Consider the following 17942-nt stretch of genomic DNA (forward strand, 5'->3'; position numbering starts at 1 on the left):
GACCTTTGCCAAATGAGGCCAAATCCATGAGCTTTCGGCAGATCGCATCCGCCCATCACCACGATAATATTCGCTTTCACAACGGCCTTCCTGAGGGCTGGAACCGTGACAGGTTACGTCAGCTCTGCGTGGGATATGCGCAGATCAGAGGCGCATCAGCCCAGTGTATTCGCACCTTAGAGATCATCATCGATATGATTACGCCATGTGCTTTTCGAGACCCGTCTCAGGAACCCTTTTGCTACGCGCGCCAGGAAACCCTCATTGCCGGGCGAGGCGTGACAGATCGGACAATCCACAATCACGAACGTGAGCTGGAAAGGATTGGTCTGATCGAACGCAGGCTTGGCGCAAATGGCGCGCGCTGTAAGCGCAAGAAGCTTGGACTCTTCCTGACCCCTGCCCTGAACCTCATTCCCGAGATGCGCGACGCGGACGTGCGCAGCAAGGCCGAGAAGAAAGAACAGGACGAGCTGCGCGGGGATCGATCACGGCTTTACCGATATGTGAAACATAGTCTGGCCGTGCTTCTCTTACTCCCCTGCCCTCCTGAAAGTCTGGAAGGCATGAAGGAGGAACTTCGATCCTGGCCGCGCGCCGACAAGTTGAAATACATGACGCTGGAGGCGCTCAAGCTACATGTTCAGGCGGCTTACGACCTTTGGAGCCGGATCGAAGAGCATGTCGCAAAACCCGGTGAAATTTCGGGTGAACCCGAAGCTTGTTTCGGGTGCCATATACAAGACCAAATTGAAGAAACAATTCTGTCCTGTAACGCCGATGGCGAGAGTTCAATGTCCTCGGCAAAAGCCTCGGAACCAGATTGTTCCGGCTCCGGGCCTGACGGCCCTCCGCATTGCTTAGAAAGCAATCATCCGACAGATACGGCATCGCGCAAGGCCCAAAAACTACCGCGGGTGAATAACCGCATCCTATATGAACTGGCCTCACCCGAGCTGCGCATGCATATCGATATCGCGGGTGGCGGAGATCAGAATTCCAGCCCGTCGCTCTACGCGATTGAGACCGGCGTTTGGTCGCGATTGTCGGAGATCGGCGCCAATGCCTCGGCTTGGCGTACGGCGATTGACCGATTGACCGTGATGGGTGCAATCCTGGCCGGGTTGATCACAGACGCGAGGCTGAGCGATCCACGGTTGCCGCCAGTGGTTAATCCGGGCGGATATCTGCGCGGTATGGTGCACGCAGATGAGCGCGGTGAACTGAACCTGATTTCCAGTTTCATGGGGCTTTTGGCGCGTAGAGCCCGAGAGGAGGAAGACGGGCTTCCGCAAGATCACTGCAGCGGGTTTTAGCCGTGCCGGGTTATGAGCCGCCAGCTTCTCCAATTCATGTGTCTCATCGGCAGGTTTTCGCTCCGTTTCCGCCTCCAGAACAGAACTGTATTCAAATGCATGATTGGCTACGGGAATTCCCGAGTGGTTTGTTCAGCTTTAGGTTGCTAAGCGGCCTCGACGGCAACGCGGAACAGAAAGACGATCTATGAAAATCGCGGACATTGGCAATTCTGAACTGGATTTCAGGCAGACCGGGGAGGCGCGCCTTCAGGAAATTTGTTCGAGGTTCGGACTGGAGAATGCGTCCTACGCCCATATCGACAAGCATCACAACGTTGTCCACGGCTGCACCACGTTCCCGGCCGAATGGGTCAGGCACTACGTCGACAACGACATGGTCCTGGTCGATCCCCTCATCCGGTTTGGCGCCGCAATGATCGCACCAATTGATTGGGCTGTGTTTGATGATCAGCGTGAACACGCACCGCTATTCGATGCAGCGAGAAAATTTGGTGTGGGTCAGCACGGACTATCCATTCCGGTTATCAATCCGTTTGGGGAGCGTGGTGTCTTTACGGTTACCTCCAACCTGCGCCGATCCGACTGGGACGCCTTGGTCGGGAGTATGCTCCCTGCCCTTCGCCACGAAGCGCAGGTCCTGCATCTACTCGCGCTCGATGTGATTGATACAGTTTTCAACTTTCCTACGGATGCGTTGTCCGATCAGGAGATGGATGTTCTGAAGATGCTCGCATCAGGATTGATCCCATCCGTAGTTGCTGGCCAGACGGGGCTCTCCTCCAGGATGGTGCATGCTTTGACGTCTTCGATCGTCACCAAGCTTAAAAGCCGGACGATTGAACAGGCAGTGGCGCGGGCAGTCAGTACTGGATTTCTTAAGTGGAGCGATTTCTTTGCCGACCCTGTGGCCGAACTGGTCAATATGGAAAGTCAGCGACTATGCGGTGGGATCGTCCGTTGGGGTGGCAGGTCTCACGAGTTTATCGCTTTTGAAGACGGCAGACTGGTTCGGAACGCTGATAGCTTTCAGCCGGTCCAGATCACGGATCTCGTGAGAGAGTTTAACTTGAGTGCAAACGAGGTGGTCGAGGAACTTGCGTGTAACCGTGATCAAAGATTGCGGATTAGGTATCTCTGAATTCGGCAAAAACGCACTGCTTTGTCTTTGAAAAGACCGCAGGCGCAAGTTTCAAATAATTTCACTTACAGATCATATTCTGATCCTAATCTATTTCATGTTATTCATGCATTTGACTTGGCTCATGTCATTGTGCCGTTAATTTCTGGACGCAGACACTTGGCCCGATATTGTATCCTTAAATTTCGGATATCTACTGGCTAGCCGCGGCTTATCTCGAGGGTGCGATCCGCACATCGGAGCAACTTCGCACGGCCCGCATTCACACCGAGTTGTTCGTTTGCTATTTTCGCCGCCGCCAGAAAATCGGGTTTCGTTGTGTTGTCGGATTTTCGTGCTGGCAACACGGTCTTCTAAATTGTGCGATCATCTTTTGCCGGGGCTGGCTAATTGAATGAAAGGTGAACGAGTCAATCAAAACGCTAACGCCTGACAAAACAATATCCTTGCTCTGGCTCAATTTGGCGTCAGTAGTTTCATTCCGCTAGGCGCTAATCTGTTGATGGAGCTTGTTATCACGCCGCTCCGCCAGAGCTTGACGCACGATTTGTACAGATGACGACAAAAACAATCCTGCCATAATCGTCGCAACGATGAGGTCAGGCCATCCTGTGGCTGTGCCCCATACGCCGAGAGCGGCGAACATCACTGCTACGTTCCCGATGGCGTCATTGCGAGAACAAAGCCAGACGGAGCGGACATTCGCGTCTCCATCTTTGTACCTGACGAGCAGAAGAACACTGGCAAGGTTTGTAAGCAGTGCAAGGAACCCCACCACCCCCATGATTTCAGCCTCCGGAACTCCGACGTAGAACACCCGATATACGGTCGACCCGAACACCCATGAACCCATCAGAAAAAGACTGAGGCCTTTGGCTAGGGCAGCATTGGTGCGCGCGCGAATTGAGGCGCCAATGACAGCCAGAGAGATACCGTAGGTCAGGGCATCTCCCAAAAAGTCGAGTGCGTCGGCCTGTAGTGCCTGAGATTTCGCATAGTGCCCTGCGGTCATCTCGACCACGAACATCGTAGCATTAAGGGCAATAACGATCCACAATCGCCTTTTGTAATCATCTGAAACACCGTCAAACTTGGCGTCGTGTCCGCAACATCCTGACATAGGGAGGCCTCTTTGAATCTGTCTTTAGCATAGTGTAGTGTCTCTAGTGACTAGAGGTTCAAGGGGTAATTTGATGTTTTCGATTGGCGACCTGTCCAAGCGCACAAAGGTCAAGATTCCAACTATTCGTTACTATGAGGAAATGGGGTTACTCAGTGCGCCAGAACGTACCGAAGGCAATCAGCGACGGTATGATGCGGCGGGAATGGAACGCCTTAGTTTCATTAAGCACGCGCGTGATCTTGGCTTCTCGCTGGAGGCGATATCTGAACTTATCGAATTGCAAGACCACCCAGATCGCTCGTGCCGAGCCGCAACAAAAATAGCAGTTTCTCAGCTTGCCAATGTCCGGGCCAAGATCAAACGGCTTAGGGCACTTGAAAAAGAGCTGGGTCGGATTTCCAAAGGCTGTGACGGTGACGGAGTGTCAGAAGACTGCTACGTACTGGCTTCCTTGGCTGATCACCAGCTTTGCAATCACGAACACTAACGCGAGAGCAGCATTTGGCACAGACATGGCGAATTGGTGCTGTGTCCGCTTCTTGCCAGTTAATGACCCAAGTAACGAATGGACACTGATCTTTACGTTTTCGCCGCTGAACAGCGGCATCAATCTGTTGACCAGTTCGTCAAGTGAGAGGCGACGCGCCAGGTTGGCGAGTTCGGTCTCACTTTCCGAGCTGATCAGTACCAGGATCAAGAGGTTGCCGAGGTTGTCTGCAAAGCTTGGCGCTTTCACCGTTTCGATTGCTTGCGTTATGCGTGGAACAATGGGCAAGCAAGTGTCGCTTCTAACAGAAGGTTGAAGGTAGTCGAGCTTTCTCCCACTGCGCGCCTTCGTCTTTGAGAAATTGATCCCGTATTTAGATAGAGAGCTAAGAGATCGTGGAATTTACCACAAATTCCTATGAGGGTCATAAATCGTAGCTGGAGTGCGCTATTTCCAATAGCAAAAATTACATAAAATAATGAGTTAACTAATGAGTAGATCATAGCACGGGCGCAGTGTATTCGCGACTCGGCATTGAGTAACGGCGTAGGATTGAGCGCTGGAGGCACGCGAAAATCCCTGTTCGAAAGATAGCACGTGTGTTGAAATGCTCGAAAGCAACTAATGTCTACCCAACGGTTTAGCCGCTAAAAACCTGAACCCAACGGTCAGGGTGTAGTGGGTCCTGTATTCTTAGGAATAGATACCTGGTTTCCTTCCACGTTTTGATCCTGTTGGTAACATTGTCCAGAACCAAGTCGCCTTCACTCGAGCGATAGACAAGAACAGCATGGCCATTGCGATTGGTGTCCAAGACAGTCGCAATTAGTAGCTTCGTAGGATCCAAACCATTCTGCACAAGTTCAAACTTCTTTTGCAAAGCGAAGTCTTCGCAATCTCCTGACCCTTGTGTCGGCAGTGTCCAGTACTCTTTTGTCCCATATTGGCTTTGATCCGAAACGGCACGAATCCTTCGATTGACGCGCGTGTTGATCGTTTTAACGATCTGATTTTCTTGTGCCACGGACAGACCAGAACTACGAGCGCTCGCGCACGCCCACGTATAATCTTTGCATAGTGTTTTGGCACCCGATGGCGCTTCAATCTTTCTATCAAGACCGATCGAGGGAAGCTCAGAGGCTTGCGACGTAGCGGCAGACACAAAAAAGCTGCATGTAAAACAGACCATTGGAAGATAACCCAGCAGGTTTTTCGATAACACTCCCAGAAATAAAGTGGGATTTGTCATATCTGCCTTCTCCATGCTCGTTCCTCTAAGGTATCCAAACTTTCCGGACCAATGTACTTTATTCCAAGCCTTCATGTGCTTTGTTGCATTGCAACAGCTTCTTAGCCTCTAGGGGTAAAGCGGCAAAAATTTGCAGATTATTTGGTATTTCTTCCTTAGTTGACAGCATTAGAGCATCCGCGCCATCACCAGTCCGGCATAGCTAACAGAGCGAATTAGAGGGAAAGCTGATCGCAATTCTCTGAAACAACAAAATACAACAGAGATCGGCCATCATCGCTTAAGGTTACGAAATACTGGGACAATGAAGCCGCTCCTCCACAAACTGAGATAGGCAGTTTCGGTTTTTCCGGGCGCTGCAATTAATGGCGGCTAATGACATGTTTTGACGACAGGCTCGTTGAGCAACGCCGTTAGCAGGGGGCATGCAACTGCTCCTTCAGTACAGGTTTGCACAAGTTCTACCAATGCTTGCTCCATCCGTTGGAGAGCTGCGATTTTTGACCTAACGTTGTCGAGGTGTCTTGTTGCGACGCCTTCGACGTTGCGACAAGCTTGCTCAGGCGCTTTGGACAAATCGCGAAGTGCGCATGCATCCTGAATGGCAAAGCCAAGATCGCGGCAGCGTTTGATGAATCTGAGCTCGGATATTTCCCGTTCCGTGTAAGCACGTCGCCCCGAGGCGGTTCGACCGGCCTTCTCGACTATGCCTTCCCTTTCGTAGTAGCGGATCGTCTCGACCGACAGGCCGGACAATCTCGCCGCTTCGCCAATCGCAATCATGTGATGACCATTCCCTTGAACCTGTAGCCACTACAGGTTGCATGTTGTCGGTCGTGATGTCGAGTTTCACAAATCGCATGAAGCAAAAATCGAGGAAGCCGAACCGGCTTCCGCTCAAGATCGTCAAAGTCGGAGAAAGCTGAGTATGAGCAAGTTTGTAGGGGCGAGTTTTCTTGGATCGTTTACCGCATTTGGCGTTGCGACCTGCTGCATCTTGCCGATGGCCTTGATTTTACTTGGCTTGGGAGGGAGCTGGCTGGCCGTATTTGGCAAGATCGCCGCCGCGAGTTATTACGTGCTCGGCGGTTCGACGGCCCTGCTGTTTCTCTCTGGCATCGTCGCGTACCGCCATGGTTCACTCGACCGCCTCAAATGGTGGCTGACAGGCAGTTTTGCGTTGACGACTATCGCTTGGGTTATCGTACTCCACGAAACCCGAATAAATGATTTCCTGATAACCTTAATGTGACGCCATGAGTGAAGAACGCCCGAACCTTGTCAGCACGATCATCTGCCCGGAATGTGGACATTCAAGACCTGAAACGATGCCAACAGATGCGTGCCAGTGGTTCTACGAATGCACATCTTGCGGAAAAGTCCTGAAGCCACTTCCCGGCGATTGCTGCGTCTACTGTTCCTACGGATCGGCCCCATGCCCGCCAATTCAGGCGGGCGACAAATGCTGCGGTTGATACGGCGACCGTGATGTCGGTTTTGTCCGCAAAGCCGGTCATCAGGCTTTGCGGACGCTGGTATTTTTTCACCGTAGGCTGGAACTTGCCCGATAGGACAAGGCGGGCGTAAAGTCACGGATCAATTGGTTTGCCGTGAAGAATGTCACGTAAACCGGGCAGAAGAAGCGTGCGCCGTGTTTTTCAGGATCTCGCCAGCGCTACCGGTGCTTCATGCCGCCGGGTAGCTGGCGAACACCTCTGTGGTTCCATCCTTGCGGATCAGGAAGACGTCAAAAGCTTCGCGTTCGCTTTCCGGTCCCATGCCAGGTGAGCCGAAAGGCATTCCCGGAACCGACAGTCCGACAGCATCCGGGCGTTCGCCCAGCAGGCGCCGAATGTCAGCGGGTGGGACGTGTCCTTCGATCATGTAGCCTTCCACGCGGCCCGTGTGGCATGACATCATGCCCTCCGGAATCCCATTGGCGGTTTTGTAAGCGTTCAAGGCCTCCCAAGCACTGTTTTCCACGCCTACTTCAAAGCCTTCCGCCTGCATGATTTTGATCCACGATCCGCAGCACCCACAATTCGGATCCTTCAGGACATGGATTGAGGGGCTTGTTTTGGCGAACGCGGGAAGCGCCGCGCTGCTCGCAAGGGCCGCGGCTCCTTGCATCAAGCGGCGGCGGCTCAGGTTATTCATTGTCATGTTCCCTCTTGGGTAAGCTTGTCTTAAACCGATATATAATCGCACTGGTATGATTAATAGTGGACCGCAATAATAGGGCCACCGTGTCCGCCACCCTTCGATACTCATCAGATATGGCTTTTTGGGCTGCACAGGGATTTTTCACAATGATCTAGCTCAAACTCAGCTCGGAAACGGAATCCTTGATCTCATCCTTTTCATCACCTGCCACTCTGGGTCCGGCCTTGCGATAGCCAGACTCGCGAGCAACACCACCACACTCCGTTCAAGGCCCGAATTGCGCCTATTTCCCACAGCTGCGTTCGATGGCGCCTGTGGTCGAACAGTTTTGAATTTCAGCACACCATCATCCAATTTTGACCCGCGTGTCGGTGACAAATTCGTGTTGGGGCAGATCGAGGTTGCTAGGCGTGCGGCTTTTTTTAGAAAATCAGACACATTGTTCCTCCTGTGCGTCCGAACGGATCTATCCCCTGCAAGTGCCCAACTTCACCGCGCAAAGCCAAAGAAAGCGATCCAGCCGATCTTGAGTGCCGACATGATGATGGACCACAAACCCACCGAACGGTTCCCGACCGATTGACCGCATAGGTAAAACCGATCAGCGATATCGAACCTGATTTCTAGTTGCCTACGCCCTCGTGTGTCATATGCTTGTGCGCGCTCAAATCTTCGCCCCCCTCAGGCGCAGCGCATTCAACACCACTGAAATCGAAGAAGCACTCATAGCGAAGGCCGCGAACATTGGGCTGATCAGGATGCCGAAAAGCGGGAACAGAAGGCCTGCCGCCACTGGAACGCCTAAGGCGTTGTAGATCAGGGCAAAGAATAGATTCTGCCGGATATTGCGCATGGTCGCGCGAGCCAGCCTTCGGGCGCGCACGATGCCATCGAGGCTACCGTTGACCAGCGTGAAGCCTGCACTTTCGATTGCCACATCGGCGCCGGTCCCCATTGCGATGCCTACATCGGCCTGCGCTAATGCGGGTGCGTCGTTCACCCCGTCACCGGCCATGGCGACCTTTGCGCCTTTCTCCTGCAGTTCGCGAATTATGCGGGCCTTGTCCTCTGGTAGAACGTCGGCACGGATCTCGTCGATACCCAGACGTTCGGCCACCGCCTTTGCCGTACGTTCGTTGTCGCCGGTCGCCATGATGATCCTGAAGCCGAGCTCGTGCAGCGCCTTGAGTGCGGATGGTGTGGTTTCTTTGACCGGGTCGGCGACGCTGACCAACCCCGCCACTGAGCCATCAAGCATCACGAACATTACCGTTGCGCCGTCATCCCGACGCGCATTGGCCTTGGCCGTCAGTTCGGCCGCCTCGAGTCCGAGATCGGTGACCAGTTTCAGGTTGCCGAGCGCGACGGGGCGGCCATCCACCGTGCCTTTCACGCCTTTACCAGTCACCGCCTCGAAGTCACTGGCGTCGGACAGGGCCACGCCACGTTCCTCGGCTCCTGTGACAATTGCCTCAGCTAACGGGTGCTCCGAGCCCTTCTCCAGCGTTGCGGCCAGCCGCAGCACCTCGACTTCGTCATGGCCAGGTTCGGGTAATACAGCCACAAGCTTCGGCTTGCCCATGGTCAGGGTGCCGGTTTTGTCGACGATCAAAGTATCGATCTTCTCGAACCGCTCCAGCGCTTCGGCATTTTTGATCAACACTCCGGCCTGCGCCCCGCGCCCCGTGGCCGTCATGATCGACATCGGAGTGGCCAGGCCAAGCGCGCACGGGCAAGCTATGATCAGTACCGACACCGCTGCGATCAAGGCGTAGGAGAGCGCCGGAGCCGGTCCCCAAATTGCCCATGCAATAAAGGCCAACGCAGCCATACCTATGACCGCCGGTACAAACCAGCCCGCCACTTTGTCAGCGTATTTCTGAATTGGTGCGCGCGAGCGTTGCGCGTTGGCCACCATTTCGACAATCTGGGACAGCATTGTGTCAGAGCCCACTCGGGTTGCTTCGATCACAAGGCTACCGGTGCCGTTGATTGTCGCCCCTGTGACCGGCTCTCCCTGTACCTTCTCAACCGGAACCGGCTCGCCAGAGATCATGCTTTCATCAACAGATGAGCGTCCTTCGAGCACTACTCCGTCTACTGGCACCTTGTCGCCGGGGCGTACACGAAGGCGGTCGCCTACCTGTACTTCTTCAAGCGGGATTTCCTCCTCACTACTGTCAGGGCGGATAATACGGGCGGTCTTTGCGGCCATGTCCAGCAAAGCGCGGATCGCCTTCCCGGTGCCTTCGCGGGCCCGCAACTCCATCACCTGACCGAGAAGAACAAGTGTAATTATGACTGCGGCCGCTTCGAAATAGACCCCAACATGGCCTTGTGAATCTCGAAAACCGTCCGGGAATATGTGGGGCATCAATACGGCGACAACGCTGAAAAGCCACGCGGCCGAAACCCCCATGGCAATCAACGAGAACATGTTCAGATGCATGGTGCGAAACGAATTCCACCCTCGTTCCAGAAATGGCCAACCGCACCAAAGAACAACCGGAGTGCCAAGTATCAGTTCAATCCATAGGGTTGTTCGCTCACCAAAAATCTCTCGCACACCAGACAGCCCAACGTAGGGGCCCATCGTGAAAACCAAAAGTGGAAGCGTCAGAATCGCACCTACCCATAGGCGCCGGGTGAAATCCACCAGTTCCGGGTTCGGCCCCTCGTCCACCATCGCCGCGCTTTCCAGCTCCAACCCCATGCCGCAGAGTGGACAGGACCCGGGATGGGTTTGCCGCACCTGCGGATGCATCGGGCAGGTATATACGGGTCCGTCATAGCCTGTCGGAACGATGTCATATTCACCGTTCTCGTCCGTCGCGCCATGATGCGCGGAATGGTGGTGATGCGCATGCGCATCCACCTCGCCCTCGGGCACAAGGTGCATCCCGCATTTGGGACAGTCGCCGGGCCCAGATTGACGCACGTCAGAATGCATGGGGCAGACGTAAGCGACCTCGGTCGGGCCGTTCGCGTGGATTCTGATGTCGTGGTCTTCTGTCATGTTCTGCTCCCTGGTTTAAGCTTTGGTCGTAGAGCCGTTTAATTACGCAATGCCGGGCACAGTCCTTCAGGGCAGAACAACCATCTGGTGGCCCTCACCCAGTATCGGCATTTCGGTAATAGCCGTCAGGCTGACTTGATCGACGATCCAGACCTTCGGTTCGGTTCGGCTTGATACCATCACTTTGCCTGAGTTCGGTATGGTCGTCAGGTGATAAGGTGCCGGTGACAGGTTGGTCGAGCGCTGTTTGCCCGTAGCAAGATCAATCGACAACAACCGGTCGGTGCCTTTGGCGGCCACGAACAGTACGCCCTCGCGGTCGGACAGGCCGATCCCGTGCAACTCGCCTCCAATGTCATAGGTTTCGGTGACAGAACCGCTGGCAAGATCTACGCGGAAGGCCTTGCCACCATCACTGTCGGCTACGAAGGCGGCGCTGCCGGTGGCGTTAAGTACAAGATGCTCAGGGCCTTCGCCGACGGGCATGTTGCGTACGACGAAGCCTTTGACGACATCCACTTCGCTAAGTGTACCATTGCCGGTATTGGTGACATAGACCCTGTCGCCGTCAGGCGCGAATACCGCATAGTTGGGCATTGGCCCGGTTGCTACGAAACCAAGGAAGCTGAGCTTATCGAGATCGACGATCGAAATACCGTCACCGCCCGGATGGGTCGCCACCGCGAACCGCCCGTCGGGCGACACCGCAGTGTGATGCACCGCACCTGGAACCTCGATCTGGCGGACGACCTCGCGTGTTTCCGCATCAAGGATCGTCAGCAGGCTCCGCCCCTTGTCTTTGGGCAACGCAGTGACATCGCGCTTGGCGTGGTGCGCAGCGTGTTCATCCTTGGACATACCTTCGGGTTTTGGTGGCGTTGTGGCCTCGGTTTCTGCGTAGCTGCCCGCGACCAGGTACTTAAAGCCGGGCGCGCCGGCCAGCCCATGGACCGCCACGAGCCTCGGCAGCCGCTCGACGGTCTTGCCGGTTTCGGAGTCGATCACCAGAACCGAGTCCGCGCTGCCTTCGGGAATGAACACGGTTGCCGCCAGCGTGAGCGAAGGCGCAGTCAAAGCTGCGACGGACAGGCCTGCGGCCAGATTGAACAGGGTCATTTAGGTTTCCTTTCGTCAACTGAAACGCGCGCATTGGCGGGCACGTGCAGAAAAATCCGGTAGATGACGGCCATCAGGAAGGGCGTCAAAAGCAGGGTCAGAGCGATGGCCTTCATGGCTTTGTCCTTTCAATCAGTTGAGTTTTGTGCGAGCCGCAAAGACATTGAACAGTCCGCCGAACAGCAACGCGGCGTACCAGCCGTAGAGAAACGCCCATAACAGTCCCAACAGGAATGAGGGCAGGCTGAGCCAAGTCATTCCGGGCATCAGGCCGATCCAAGCCCGGTACATGGCAAAACTTGGAAAGATCAGGTCAAAGGCCACGCACAGCAGGTAGGTTGCGGCCAGAAACAGGCTGAGCGCCCAGCCAAGGGTTGTCACCGGAACACCGGGATGATGTTCTTGTGTCCCCATCACACAGGGGCCACAGGTCAGGCGCAACAGTGCGAATAGCACCACGCCCGTGACGAAAAAGTACAGAATGGTAAGCATGGTAAGTGTCCTGAACTGAGTTGGGCCGCAATCAACGGCTTGGGCAAGACCCCGGAGCGATTCCGGAGCCATTGCCGGTCACGTTCAGGACAGGTTTGGCGGATGTGGTAGTGGTGCGACCGGCAGGCTTGCGCGTGGCCGGAACCGTTCTGGCGCCACGGGCGTAGCAATACGCATCGAGAGCAATTCAGGTGCCGCCATAACTGCCATCGCATAGCAGCCCGGGTGCACTGAGCAGTCTAATTCTTCTGATGGATGAGACGCGGGATACCCACCGCTGTCATCGATCACAAGCTCGGCCTGGGTGGCGGCCTTCGCGATGTCATGCCCGGCATGGGACGGCACAACAGAGATCAGCATCGAAACCACCAACGCACAGATCAACAGGACCTGCAGCCGGCCCATGGCTCGGGCCGTCCGTGTCGCAGTTGATATCCATTGTGCGCGGATCACTTAGGGTTTCCTCCATTCTCCAACAGTTTAGGGCCGCTTGGACCGGTCGCATTGATCTGGCTCAATTCGTGGTCTGAAGAGCCAACAGGCATCTTGCGTTTCCAAGCCAACCAGATAAGTGGCGCCCCCGTCAACAGCCCAAGCCCGATAACCGCAAGGCTGGTGCCGCCTGTCGCGGTTTCGGTAATCTGGCTGCCCAGATGGGCCAGAACGAAACTGGCCGGCAGGAGTCCAGCCAAGGTGGCCAGTGCGAACCGCCAAAATTGAAGTCGGGTCAGACCGGCGGCATAGCTGACCATGTCGAAAGAAACGAAAGGCATCAGGCGGCTGGTGAACACGGTCAACATCAGGGCATTCTGCGATCCAAGCAACCCCAAGTCCAGCTTGTCGCCGAACCACTGGCGCAGCGCGTCGCGCCCCAACCAACGGGCTATCAGGAACGCCAGCAGCGCCCCCAACTCCGCTCCGATAGCAACCAATGCGGTTCCCAGCCCATGCCCATATGCCACCCCGGCAGCGACAGCGATCGGAGCGCTGGGGATTGGGCTGGCAACCACTGCGGCTGTCATGAAGCCGATGATGACAACGGGTCCGAACGGGCCGGCCCAATCCACCCACGCAGTAATGACTTCGCGCGATAGTCCTGCGTCCAACGCGCCAGACAGCCACAACCAGATGGTGGCGATCAGCAACGCGATCAAAACCGCGATGAAAACCAAACGGCTATTGCTGTGCAGGCCCTCCAGCTTTCGTTCCTCCTATGACATAGCCCTCCACCCCTAAACGGGAGTGACGGATTCCGAGGTCACTTAGCGATGTATTTGATCAGCGCTACGATCGCCAGAACGATCAACACTGCGATCAGCAACATCCAGATCATTCCAAACCCCATTCCAGCGCCATAGCCCATCATCGCTTTGTTCCTCAGTGGTTTGTGCCGAGTGCGATGACCCGGCTACACGGTTGCGTTTCAGTTGTTGGTTTCAGAAGCCTTTGTCACAGGTTTCGAGGCCTTCATGCCGTGTTTCGGCGACATCGTCTTTGCGCCTTTCTCGATTTCCCCTGTGGTCACAACGCCATCGCCATTGGCATCAAGATGCTGAAATCGGTCCACCATGGTTTCGCGGATCATCCCGGAATGCAGCGCTTCGAACTCATCAATCGACAGGTTGCCATCTCCATTGACGTCATGCGCCTGCATCCGGGCCTTCAGACCTTCGGCGATCTCAGATTCGCTCGGGCGACCGTCCTCGTCCATGTCCAGAACCGCCAGCCAGTTGCCGCCCATCATCTGGCCATGCATTTTCACCATCATTTGCATCATGCCTGCGTGATCGCCCATCATGCCGCCGGGCGCACCCTGCATCATGCCGCCCTCATGGCCCTGCATCTGCGCGCTGCTGCCATGCTGACCGGCGGCAAGCGCGGGCAGCGCCATCAAAGTCGCGGCAATGGCTCCAGCGGCCAGCGTGAAGGTACGTTTCATGACTTTCACCTCTCGGGTTTTTGTTTCTACACAAAGCATATGGCCGCCCTCGGTCGCGCCACCACCCCCCTGCTCAACCCGGTTTGTATCGTTGTGTCGCAGCCCGCCCAACTGATACAAAGGGATACAAAAAAGCCGGGATTTGTACCGCGCCGGGGCTTATGATTGCGCCATGACTGAAGCACCACATATCTTGATTGTCGACGACCACCGCGAAATCCGTGATGCTGTCAGCCGCTATCTGGAAAAGAATGGGTTGCGCGCCAGTACCGCGCGCGACGCAACCGAGATGGACGCACGACTGGCGGCCGGTCGGATTGATCTTATCGTACTCGACATCATGATGCCGGGCGAAAACGGATTGTCGGTCTGTCGCCGCCTGTCCGCGGCCGGTGGCCCGCCGATCCTGATGCTGACAGCCCTCAGCGATGACACCGACCGTATCGTGGGTTTAGAGATCGGCGCCGATGACTACCTGCCCAAACCATTCAACCCACGTGAATTGCTGGCCCGGATCAAGGCGATCCTGCGGCGTTCCGAAACCACCGTCCCCCCGGCTGGCGATCTGAGCGGCAAACGGATCGCCTTTGGAAGCTGGGTTCTGGATGCCGACAGTCGCACCTTGATATCCGCCGAAGGGGCCGAAGAAAGTCTGACCACCGCCGATGTCCGGCTGCTGGCCGTATTCCTGCAGCGGCCCCGCAAACTCCTGTCGCGAGACGAACTGCTGGATTTGACCGCCGGCCGCAGCCCGCACTTGTTCGACCGTACGATCGACAACCAGGTCAGCCGCTTGCGTCGCAAGATCGAAGCTGACCCAACGCGGCCGAAGCTCATCACCACGATAAGAGGTGGCGGTTATTGCCTGTCGACCGACGTGAGCGAGCTTACGGGATGAAAGCCTTTGCCCAAAGTCTGCGCGGTCAGCTTATCCTTTTGATCATCGCCGCGCTGGCTGCCGCGCAACTGGTCAGCCTGTGGCTGTTCGTCGACGAACGCTCAATGGCAGTGCACATGGCCCTTGGCCTGGAAACCGCCGGACGCGCCGCAAACATCGCGCGGCTGATTGAAGAAGCTCCACCCGAGATGCACGACGCGATCCTGCGGGCGGCAAGTTCTCCACTGGTGCGTTTCAGCCTTACAGATACGCCCGCAGTCGATCACACCGGACATAGCGCTGGTGGGACGGTCGAAAACACAATCCGCAGAATTCTGCCAGGCTATGAAAACCGTCCCATCCGGGTAGAGTTGCATGAGTTCTCTCCCGATATGCTGCCGGTTGAAGGTGTTCCGTCTACAATGGCTGAAATGCACATGGCAATGATGCGTGATCACGTTTCCGCAATTGAAATGCAGCTGTCGATCGCTCTGACGACCGATCAATGGCTCAACGTGGATACCCGGTTCCATAACCCTCCTCTGCAATGGCCTTTGCAGTCCTTCGTCAGCTTCGGTTTCACTGCAACTTTAATTCTTGGAGCAGCCATTTGGTTTCTACTGACACGGCTGACCGGCCCGTTGCGCCGCCTGTCACTGGCTGCAGACCAGTTTGGTCGCGGTGAAGACGTCCAGGAACTGACGGTTTCTGGTCCGACCGAGGTGCGAGATTTGACGCAGGCGTTCAACCATATGCGTGATAGGCTGACTCGCTATGTTGCCGATCGGACCAGACTATTGGGGGCGCTGGGTCACGATTTGCGGTCGCCACTGACGGGATTGCGGGTTCGCGCCGAACTGGTGGAGGAAGAGGAGACCCGTGACCATCTGATCGAGACCATCGAGGAAATGCAGGAGATGGTGGACTCCACCCTGTCATTTGCCAAGGGCGTGGCCACGCGCGAACCTTCCAGTACCGTCCCAATTGGTGAATTCGTAACCAAAACGACCGAAGACATTGTGCAAGCCGGTGACACGGTTGAAGTATCGGTCGCAGACAATCCGGCCGTCACGCTTCGGCCGATGCTGATGAAGCGAGCTCTGCGCAATATCATTGAAAACGCCTGCCGGTATGGTGCCCGGGCCAACGTCTCAGTCATGCAAGAGGGGAATGAGGCAAAAATATTGATCCAGGATCAGGGGCCCGGCATCCCCGAGCATATGCTCGATGCGGTATTCGACCCATTCGTGCGGCTTGAAACATCCCGCTCGCGAGAGACTGGCGGAACCGGCTTGGGGCTGTCGATCGCACGTACGATCATCCAGTCGCACGGTGGCACGATAGAATTGCTAAACGGGGAAACTGGCGGCTTGTGCGCTAAGGTGGTTCTGCCAGTTTTTGAGGGCCAAACGTAACTTGTGAACACAATCGGCATGCCCCGAAAGCTTATTGGAAGCGTACCGCTTTGGGCCAGTTTCAGGTGTGGGCTCAAACGCAGCGGCGGAGAACACTGAACTGGAAAGACTGACTTTCCCCCCAAGAGGTTTGGTGCAGGTGATGGCGATGCGCGACGAGTTCAAAGTGTTCCTCAAAAAGCACGGCGATATCGCTCGGACTATAGCGGGCGACAGGGAGACCACTGCAAGTCTCCGGCCCATCAAGTGCAAACGTAGCAATGATCACATGGCCGCCAATTTTTACCCCTTTCTTCACGCTTTCCAGATAGGCCGCGCGTTGCGATGTATCCACGAGAAAGTGAAAAACCGCCCTATCATGCCAGACGTCATATCTGCGATCGGGGACCCAAGAAGTTATATCTGCAGAAATCCAAGTGACTGTTTCAGCGGCGCGCCCCAACCTTTCCCGGGCCGTGTCCAACGCGACCTGCGATAGATCGAGAACTGTCACGTCATGGAGCCCCTTCGCAAGCAACGCTCCAGCAAGACGAGATGTACCTCCACCAATGTCGATGACGGATGAAGGCTTAGACACTCTGATCAACTCGATGAGTTCAAGCGATATCTCTGGATCATCCTCGTGCCAACTCAATTGGGTGTCAAACTTCTCGCCATAGACATCGTCCCAGTGCTCTCTTGTGTTAGCTGTCATGTCGTATCGTTTTCCCAAGTCGTCGCCCTGGAGATATCCTCATTTTGACCGCTCCGCGCTGCGTTTTCGACTGAAGCAAAAACCAACAAGGCAACGCCCCAGACAATTCGACGCTGGTCCGTTGAATGGCCGCGTGAAGTCATCTCGGCGACAATGTAGTACACACATTCCAATTGTGAAATGTTTTAGGTGGGATTTGCTTGTCGGTCAGATTTCCACTGGGCTGCGCAAGTAGCTCCAGAATTTTGCGCAGTTTAACTGCAGTGGCGCGGGCCGGAGATACCGAAGCGTTGGCAGTTTGTGTACTGCTTGCCTGGATTGCTCTGTTCAATCAGTATAGCCGGAAGATTTTCTGAGCTTTGGAGCTTCAATCAGTCAACGAATTGCTTAAAGCGCCTTTAACCGACAATGGACTGATAACTTATGAGCAGAGCCACAGATCGTTGAAATACGATTTGGTTCTTGAGTGGCTCCTACTCCATTTCTCTTAGTTCATAGAATTTCCTACAGTCGTTGAAACGGCGAACAATCACATCATTGGTGAATAGCTGCCGCATCAACAGACTCAGTTTTTCATGATCGCGCCGATCGCATACATACCATCATCGCTTTTGACCAACATCAGTGTGACTTCGTCACCTGCGCTGATCTCACCCATCATCTGGGCATTCTCAAGAAGCTGCAAATCCATCGTCATCGCGGGCCACCCGATCTCGGGGATCGGATCATGGCTGACGTTAGCGGTTTCGTCGCCAATTGAGTTCACCAAAGCCTTTGCGTGGACCGCACCTTCCATCTGTTCGGAAGACATGGGCATGTTGGAATGGTCCATGCCGTGGTTCGTTTGCGCGATGCCGGATGTTGTAGACACGGCCAATAGGGCCAAAATTGCAGTCAAAGTTTTCATCAGATGC

At 55.3% G+C, this 17942-nt stretch carries 20 protein-coding genes and 1 pseudogene; 8 read left to right on the plus strand and 13 right to left on the minus strand.

All coding sequences use genetic code 11. From position 1 onward, the window contains the following. Positions 1–26: 26 nt before the first annotated feature. Both ACR0DU_RS20470 and ACR0DU_RS20475 read left to right on the plus strand, forming a co-directional pair. The gene (locus tag ACR0DU_RS20470; RefSeq protein ID WP_170417959.1) at positions 27–1316 is read left to right on the plus strand and encodes a helix-turn-helix domain-containing protein; all 1290 of its coding nucleotides are present in this window, start codon (positions 27–29) and stop codon (positions 1314–1316) included. A gap of 187 nt (positions 1317–1503) precedes the next feature. Further along, a complete protein-coding gene (locus tag ACR0DU_RS20475) occupies positions 1504–2457 on the plus strand; it encodes a helix-turn-helix transcriptional regulator (RefSeq protein ID WP_480877149.1) in 954 nt (317 codons plus the stop codon). A 484-nt stretch (positions 2458–2941) separates the two neighbouring features. On the opposite strand, the gene ACR0DU_RS20480 is transcribed toward ACR0DU_RS20475, so the two are convergent. Beyond that, positions 2942–3577 carry a cation diffusion facilitator family transporter gene (locus tag ACR0DU_RS20480; RefSeq protein WP_170474386.1) on the minus strand — a complete coding sequence of 212 codons (636 nt, stop codon included), beginning with the start codon at positions 3575–3577 and terminating at the stop codon, positions 2942–2944. A 73-nt stretch (positions 3578–3650) separates the two neighbouring features. Between ACR0DU_RS20480 and ACR0DU_RS20485 the strand changes: the two genes are divergently transcribed. Then, positions 3651–4067: a MerR family transcriptional regulator gene (locus tag ACR0DU_RS20485; RefSeq protein WP_170474389.1), complete on the plus strand. Its 417-nt coding sequence runs from the start codon at positions 3651–3653 to the stop codon at positions 4065–4067. On the opposite strand, the gene ACR0DU_RS20490 is transcribed toward ACR0DU_RS20485, so the two are convergent. Next, entirely contained in the window at positions 4005–4355 is a 351-nt protein-coding gene (locus tag ACR0DU_RS20490; protein ID WP_170474391.1) for a hypothetical protein, read from the minus strand. The genes ACR0DU_RS20485 and ACR0DU_RS20490 overlap by 63 nt on opposite strands. Positions 4356–4582: 227 nt before the next feature. On the opposite strand from ACR0DU_RS20490, the pseudogene ACR0DU_RS20495 reads away from it, so the two are divergent. Further along, positions 4583–4690, plus strand: a pseudogene (locus ACR0DU_RS20495) (helix-turn-helix domain-containing protein); the annotation flags it as partial. 17 nt (positions 4691–4707) lie between these two features. On the opposite strand, the gene ACR0DU_RS20500 reads toward ACR0DU_RS20495, so the two are convergent. Beyond that, a complete protein-coding gene (locus ACR0DU_RS20500) occupies positions 4708–5331 on the minus strand; it encodes a transglutaminase-like cysteine peptidase (RefSeq protein WP_480522662.1) in 624 nt (207 codons plus the stop codon). A 357-nt stretch (positions 5332–5688) separates the two neighbouring features. Beyond that, a complete protein-coding gene (locus ACR0DU_RS20505) occupies positions 5689–6099 on the minus strand; it encodes a MerR family transcriptional regulator (protein ID WP_170474394.1) in 411 nt (136 codons plus the stop codon). A gap of 145 nt (positions 6100–6244) precedes the next feature. Here ACR0DU_RS20505 and ACR0DU_RS20510 point away from each other — a divergent pair, with 145 nt between their 5' ends. Together ACR0DU_RS20510 and ACR0DU_RS20515 are read left to right on the plus strand one after the other, a co-directional pair. Continuing rightward, positions 6245–6568 carry a hypothetical protein gene (locus ACR0DU_RS20510; protein ID WP_170474397.1) on the plus strand — a complete coding sequence of 108 codons (324 nt, stop codon included), beginning with the start codon at positions 6245–6247 and terminating at the stop codon, positions 6566–6568. Positions 6569–6572: 4 nt separating this feature from the next. Next, positions 6573–6791, plus strand: coding sequence for a GDCCVxC domain-containing (seleno)protein (locus ACR0DU_RS20515; protein WP_247748072.1), 219 nt, complete (start codon positions 6573–6575; stop codon positions 6789–6791). 211 nt (positions 6792–7002) lie between these two features. On the opposite strand, the gene ACR0DU_RS20520 is transcribed toward ACR0DU_RS20515, so the two are convergent. From ACR0DU_RS20520 to ACR0DU_RS20550, 7 genes are all read right to left on the minus strand, one after another. Continuing rightward, positions 7003–7479 carry a DUF411 domain-containing protein gene (locus ACR0DU_RS20520; protein ID WP_170474399.1) on the minus strand — a complete coding sequence of 159 codons (477 nt, stop codon included), beginning with the start codon at positions 7477–7479 and terminating at the stop codon, positions 7003–7005. Positions 7480–8143: 664 nt separating this feature from the next. After that, positions 8144–10429 carry a copper-transporting P-type ATPase gene (locus tag ACR0DU_RS20525; RefSeq protein ID WP_480877187.1) on the minus strand — a complete coding sequence of 762 codons (2286 nt, stop codon included), beginning with the start codon at positions 10427–10429 and terminating at the stop codon, positions 8144–8146. Between the two features lie 132 nt (positions 10430–10561). Then, positions 10562–11611: a YncE family protein gene (locus tag ACR0DU_RS20530; RefSeq protein ID WP_170417931.1), complete on the minus strand. Its 1050-nt coding sequence runs from the start codon at positions 11609–11611 to the stop codon at positions 10562–10564. Between the two features lie 132 nt (positions 11612–11743). Next, on the minus strand, positions 11744–12103 hold the full coding sequence (locus ACR0DU_RS20535; RefSeq protein ID WP_152460765.1) for a hypothetical protein: 360 nt from the start codon (positions 12101–12103) through the stop codon (positions 11744–11746). A gap of 84 nt (positions 12104–12187) precedes the next feature. Continuing rightward, complete coding sequence (locus ACR0DU_RS20540; protein ID WP_157054266.1) at positions 12188–12556, minus strand: hypothetical protein; 369 nt, start codon at positions 12554–12556, stop codon at positions 12188–12190. Beyond that, complete coding sequence (locus ACR0DU_RS20545; RefSeq protein WP_331252139.1) at positions 12553–13275, minus strand: TVP38/TMEM64 family protein; 723 nt, start codon at positions 13273–13275, stop codon at positions 12553–12555. Before ACR0DU_RS20545 ends, ACR0DU_RS20540 begins: the two co-directional genes overlap by 4 nt. Positions 13276–13526: 251 nt before the next feature. Next, positions 13527–14042, minus strand: a complete 516-nt coding sequence (locus ACR0DU_RS20550; protein WP_170417928.1) for an EF-hand domain-containing protein — start codon at positions 14040–14042, stop codon at positions 13527–13529. A 172-nt stretch (positions 14043–14214) separates the two neighbouring features. On the opposite strand from ACR0DU_RS20550, the gene ACR0DU_RS20555 reads away from it, so the two are divergent. Both ACR0DU_RS20555 and ACR0DU_RS20560 read left to right on the plus strand, forming a co-directional pair. Then, entirely contained in the window at positions 14215–14940 is a 726-nt protein-coding gene (locus ACR0DU_RS20555) for a response regulator (RefSeq protein ID WP_170417925.1), read from the plus strand. Further along, complete coding sequence (locus ACR0DU_RS20560) at positions 14904–16334, plus strand: ATP-binding protein (RefSeq protein ID WP_237217564.1); 1431 nt, start codon at positions 14904–14906, stop codon at positions 16332–16334. The genes ACR0DU_RS20555 and ACR0DU_RS20560 overlap by 37 nt, the downstream gene beginning before the upstream one ends. 73 nt (positions 16335–16407) lie before the next feature. On the opposite strand, the gene ACR0DU_RS20565 is transcribed toward ACR0DU_RS20560, so the two are convergent. After that, positions 16408–17028, minus strand: coding sequence for a class I SAM-dependent methyltransferase (locus ACR0DU_RS20565; RefSeq protein ID WP_170417923.1), 621 nt, complete (start codon positions 17026–17028; stop codon positions 16408–16410). Between the two features lie 565 nt (positions 17029–17593). Next, a complete protein-coding gene (locus ACR0DU_RS20570) occupies positions 17594–17935 on the minus strand; it encodes a copper-binding protein (protein WP_170417920.1) in 342 nt (113 codons plus the stop codon). Between the last annotated feature and the right edge of the window lie 7 nt (positions 17936–17942).

The organism is Ruegeria sp. G2 (genome assembly GCF_056533505.1).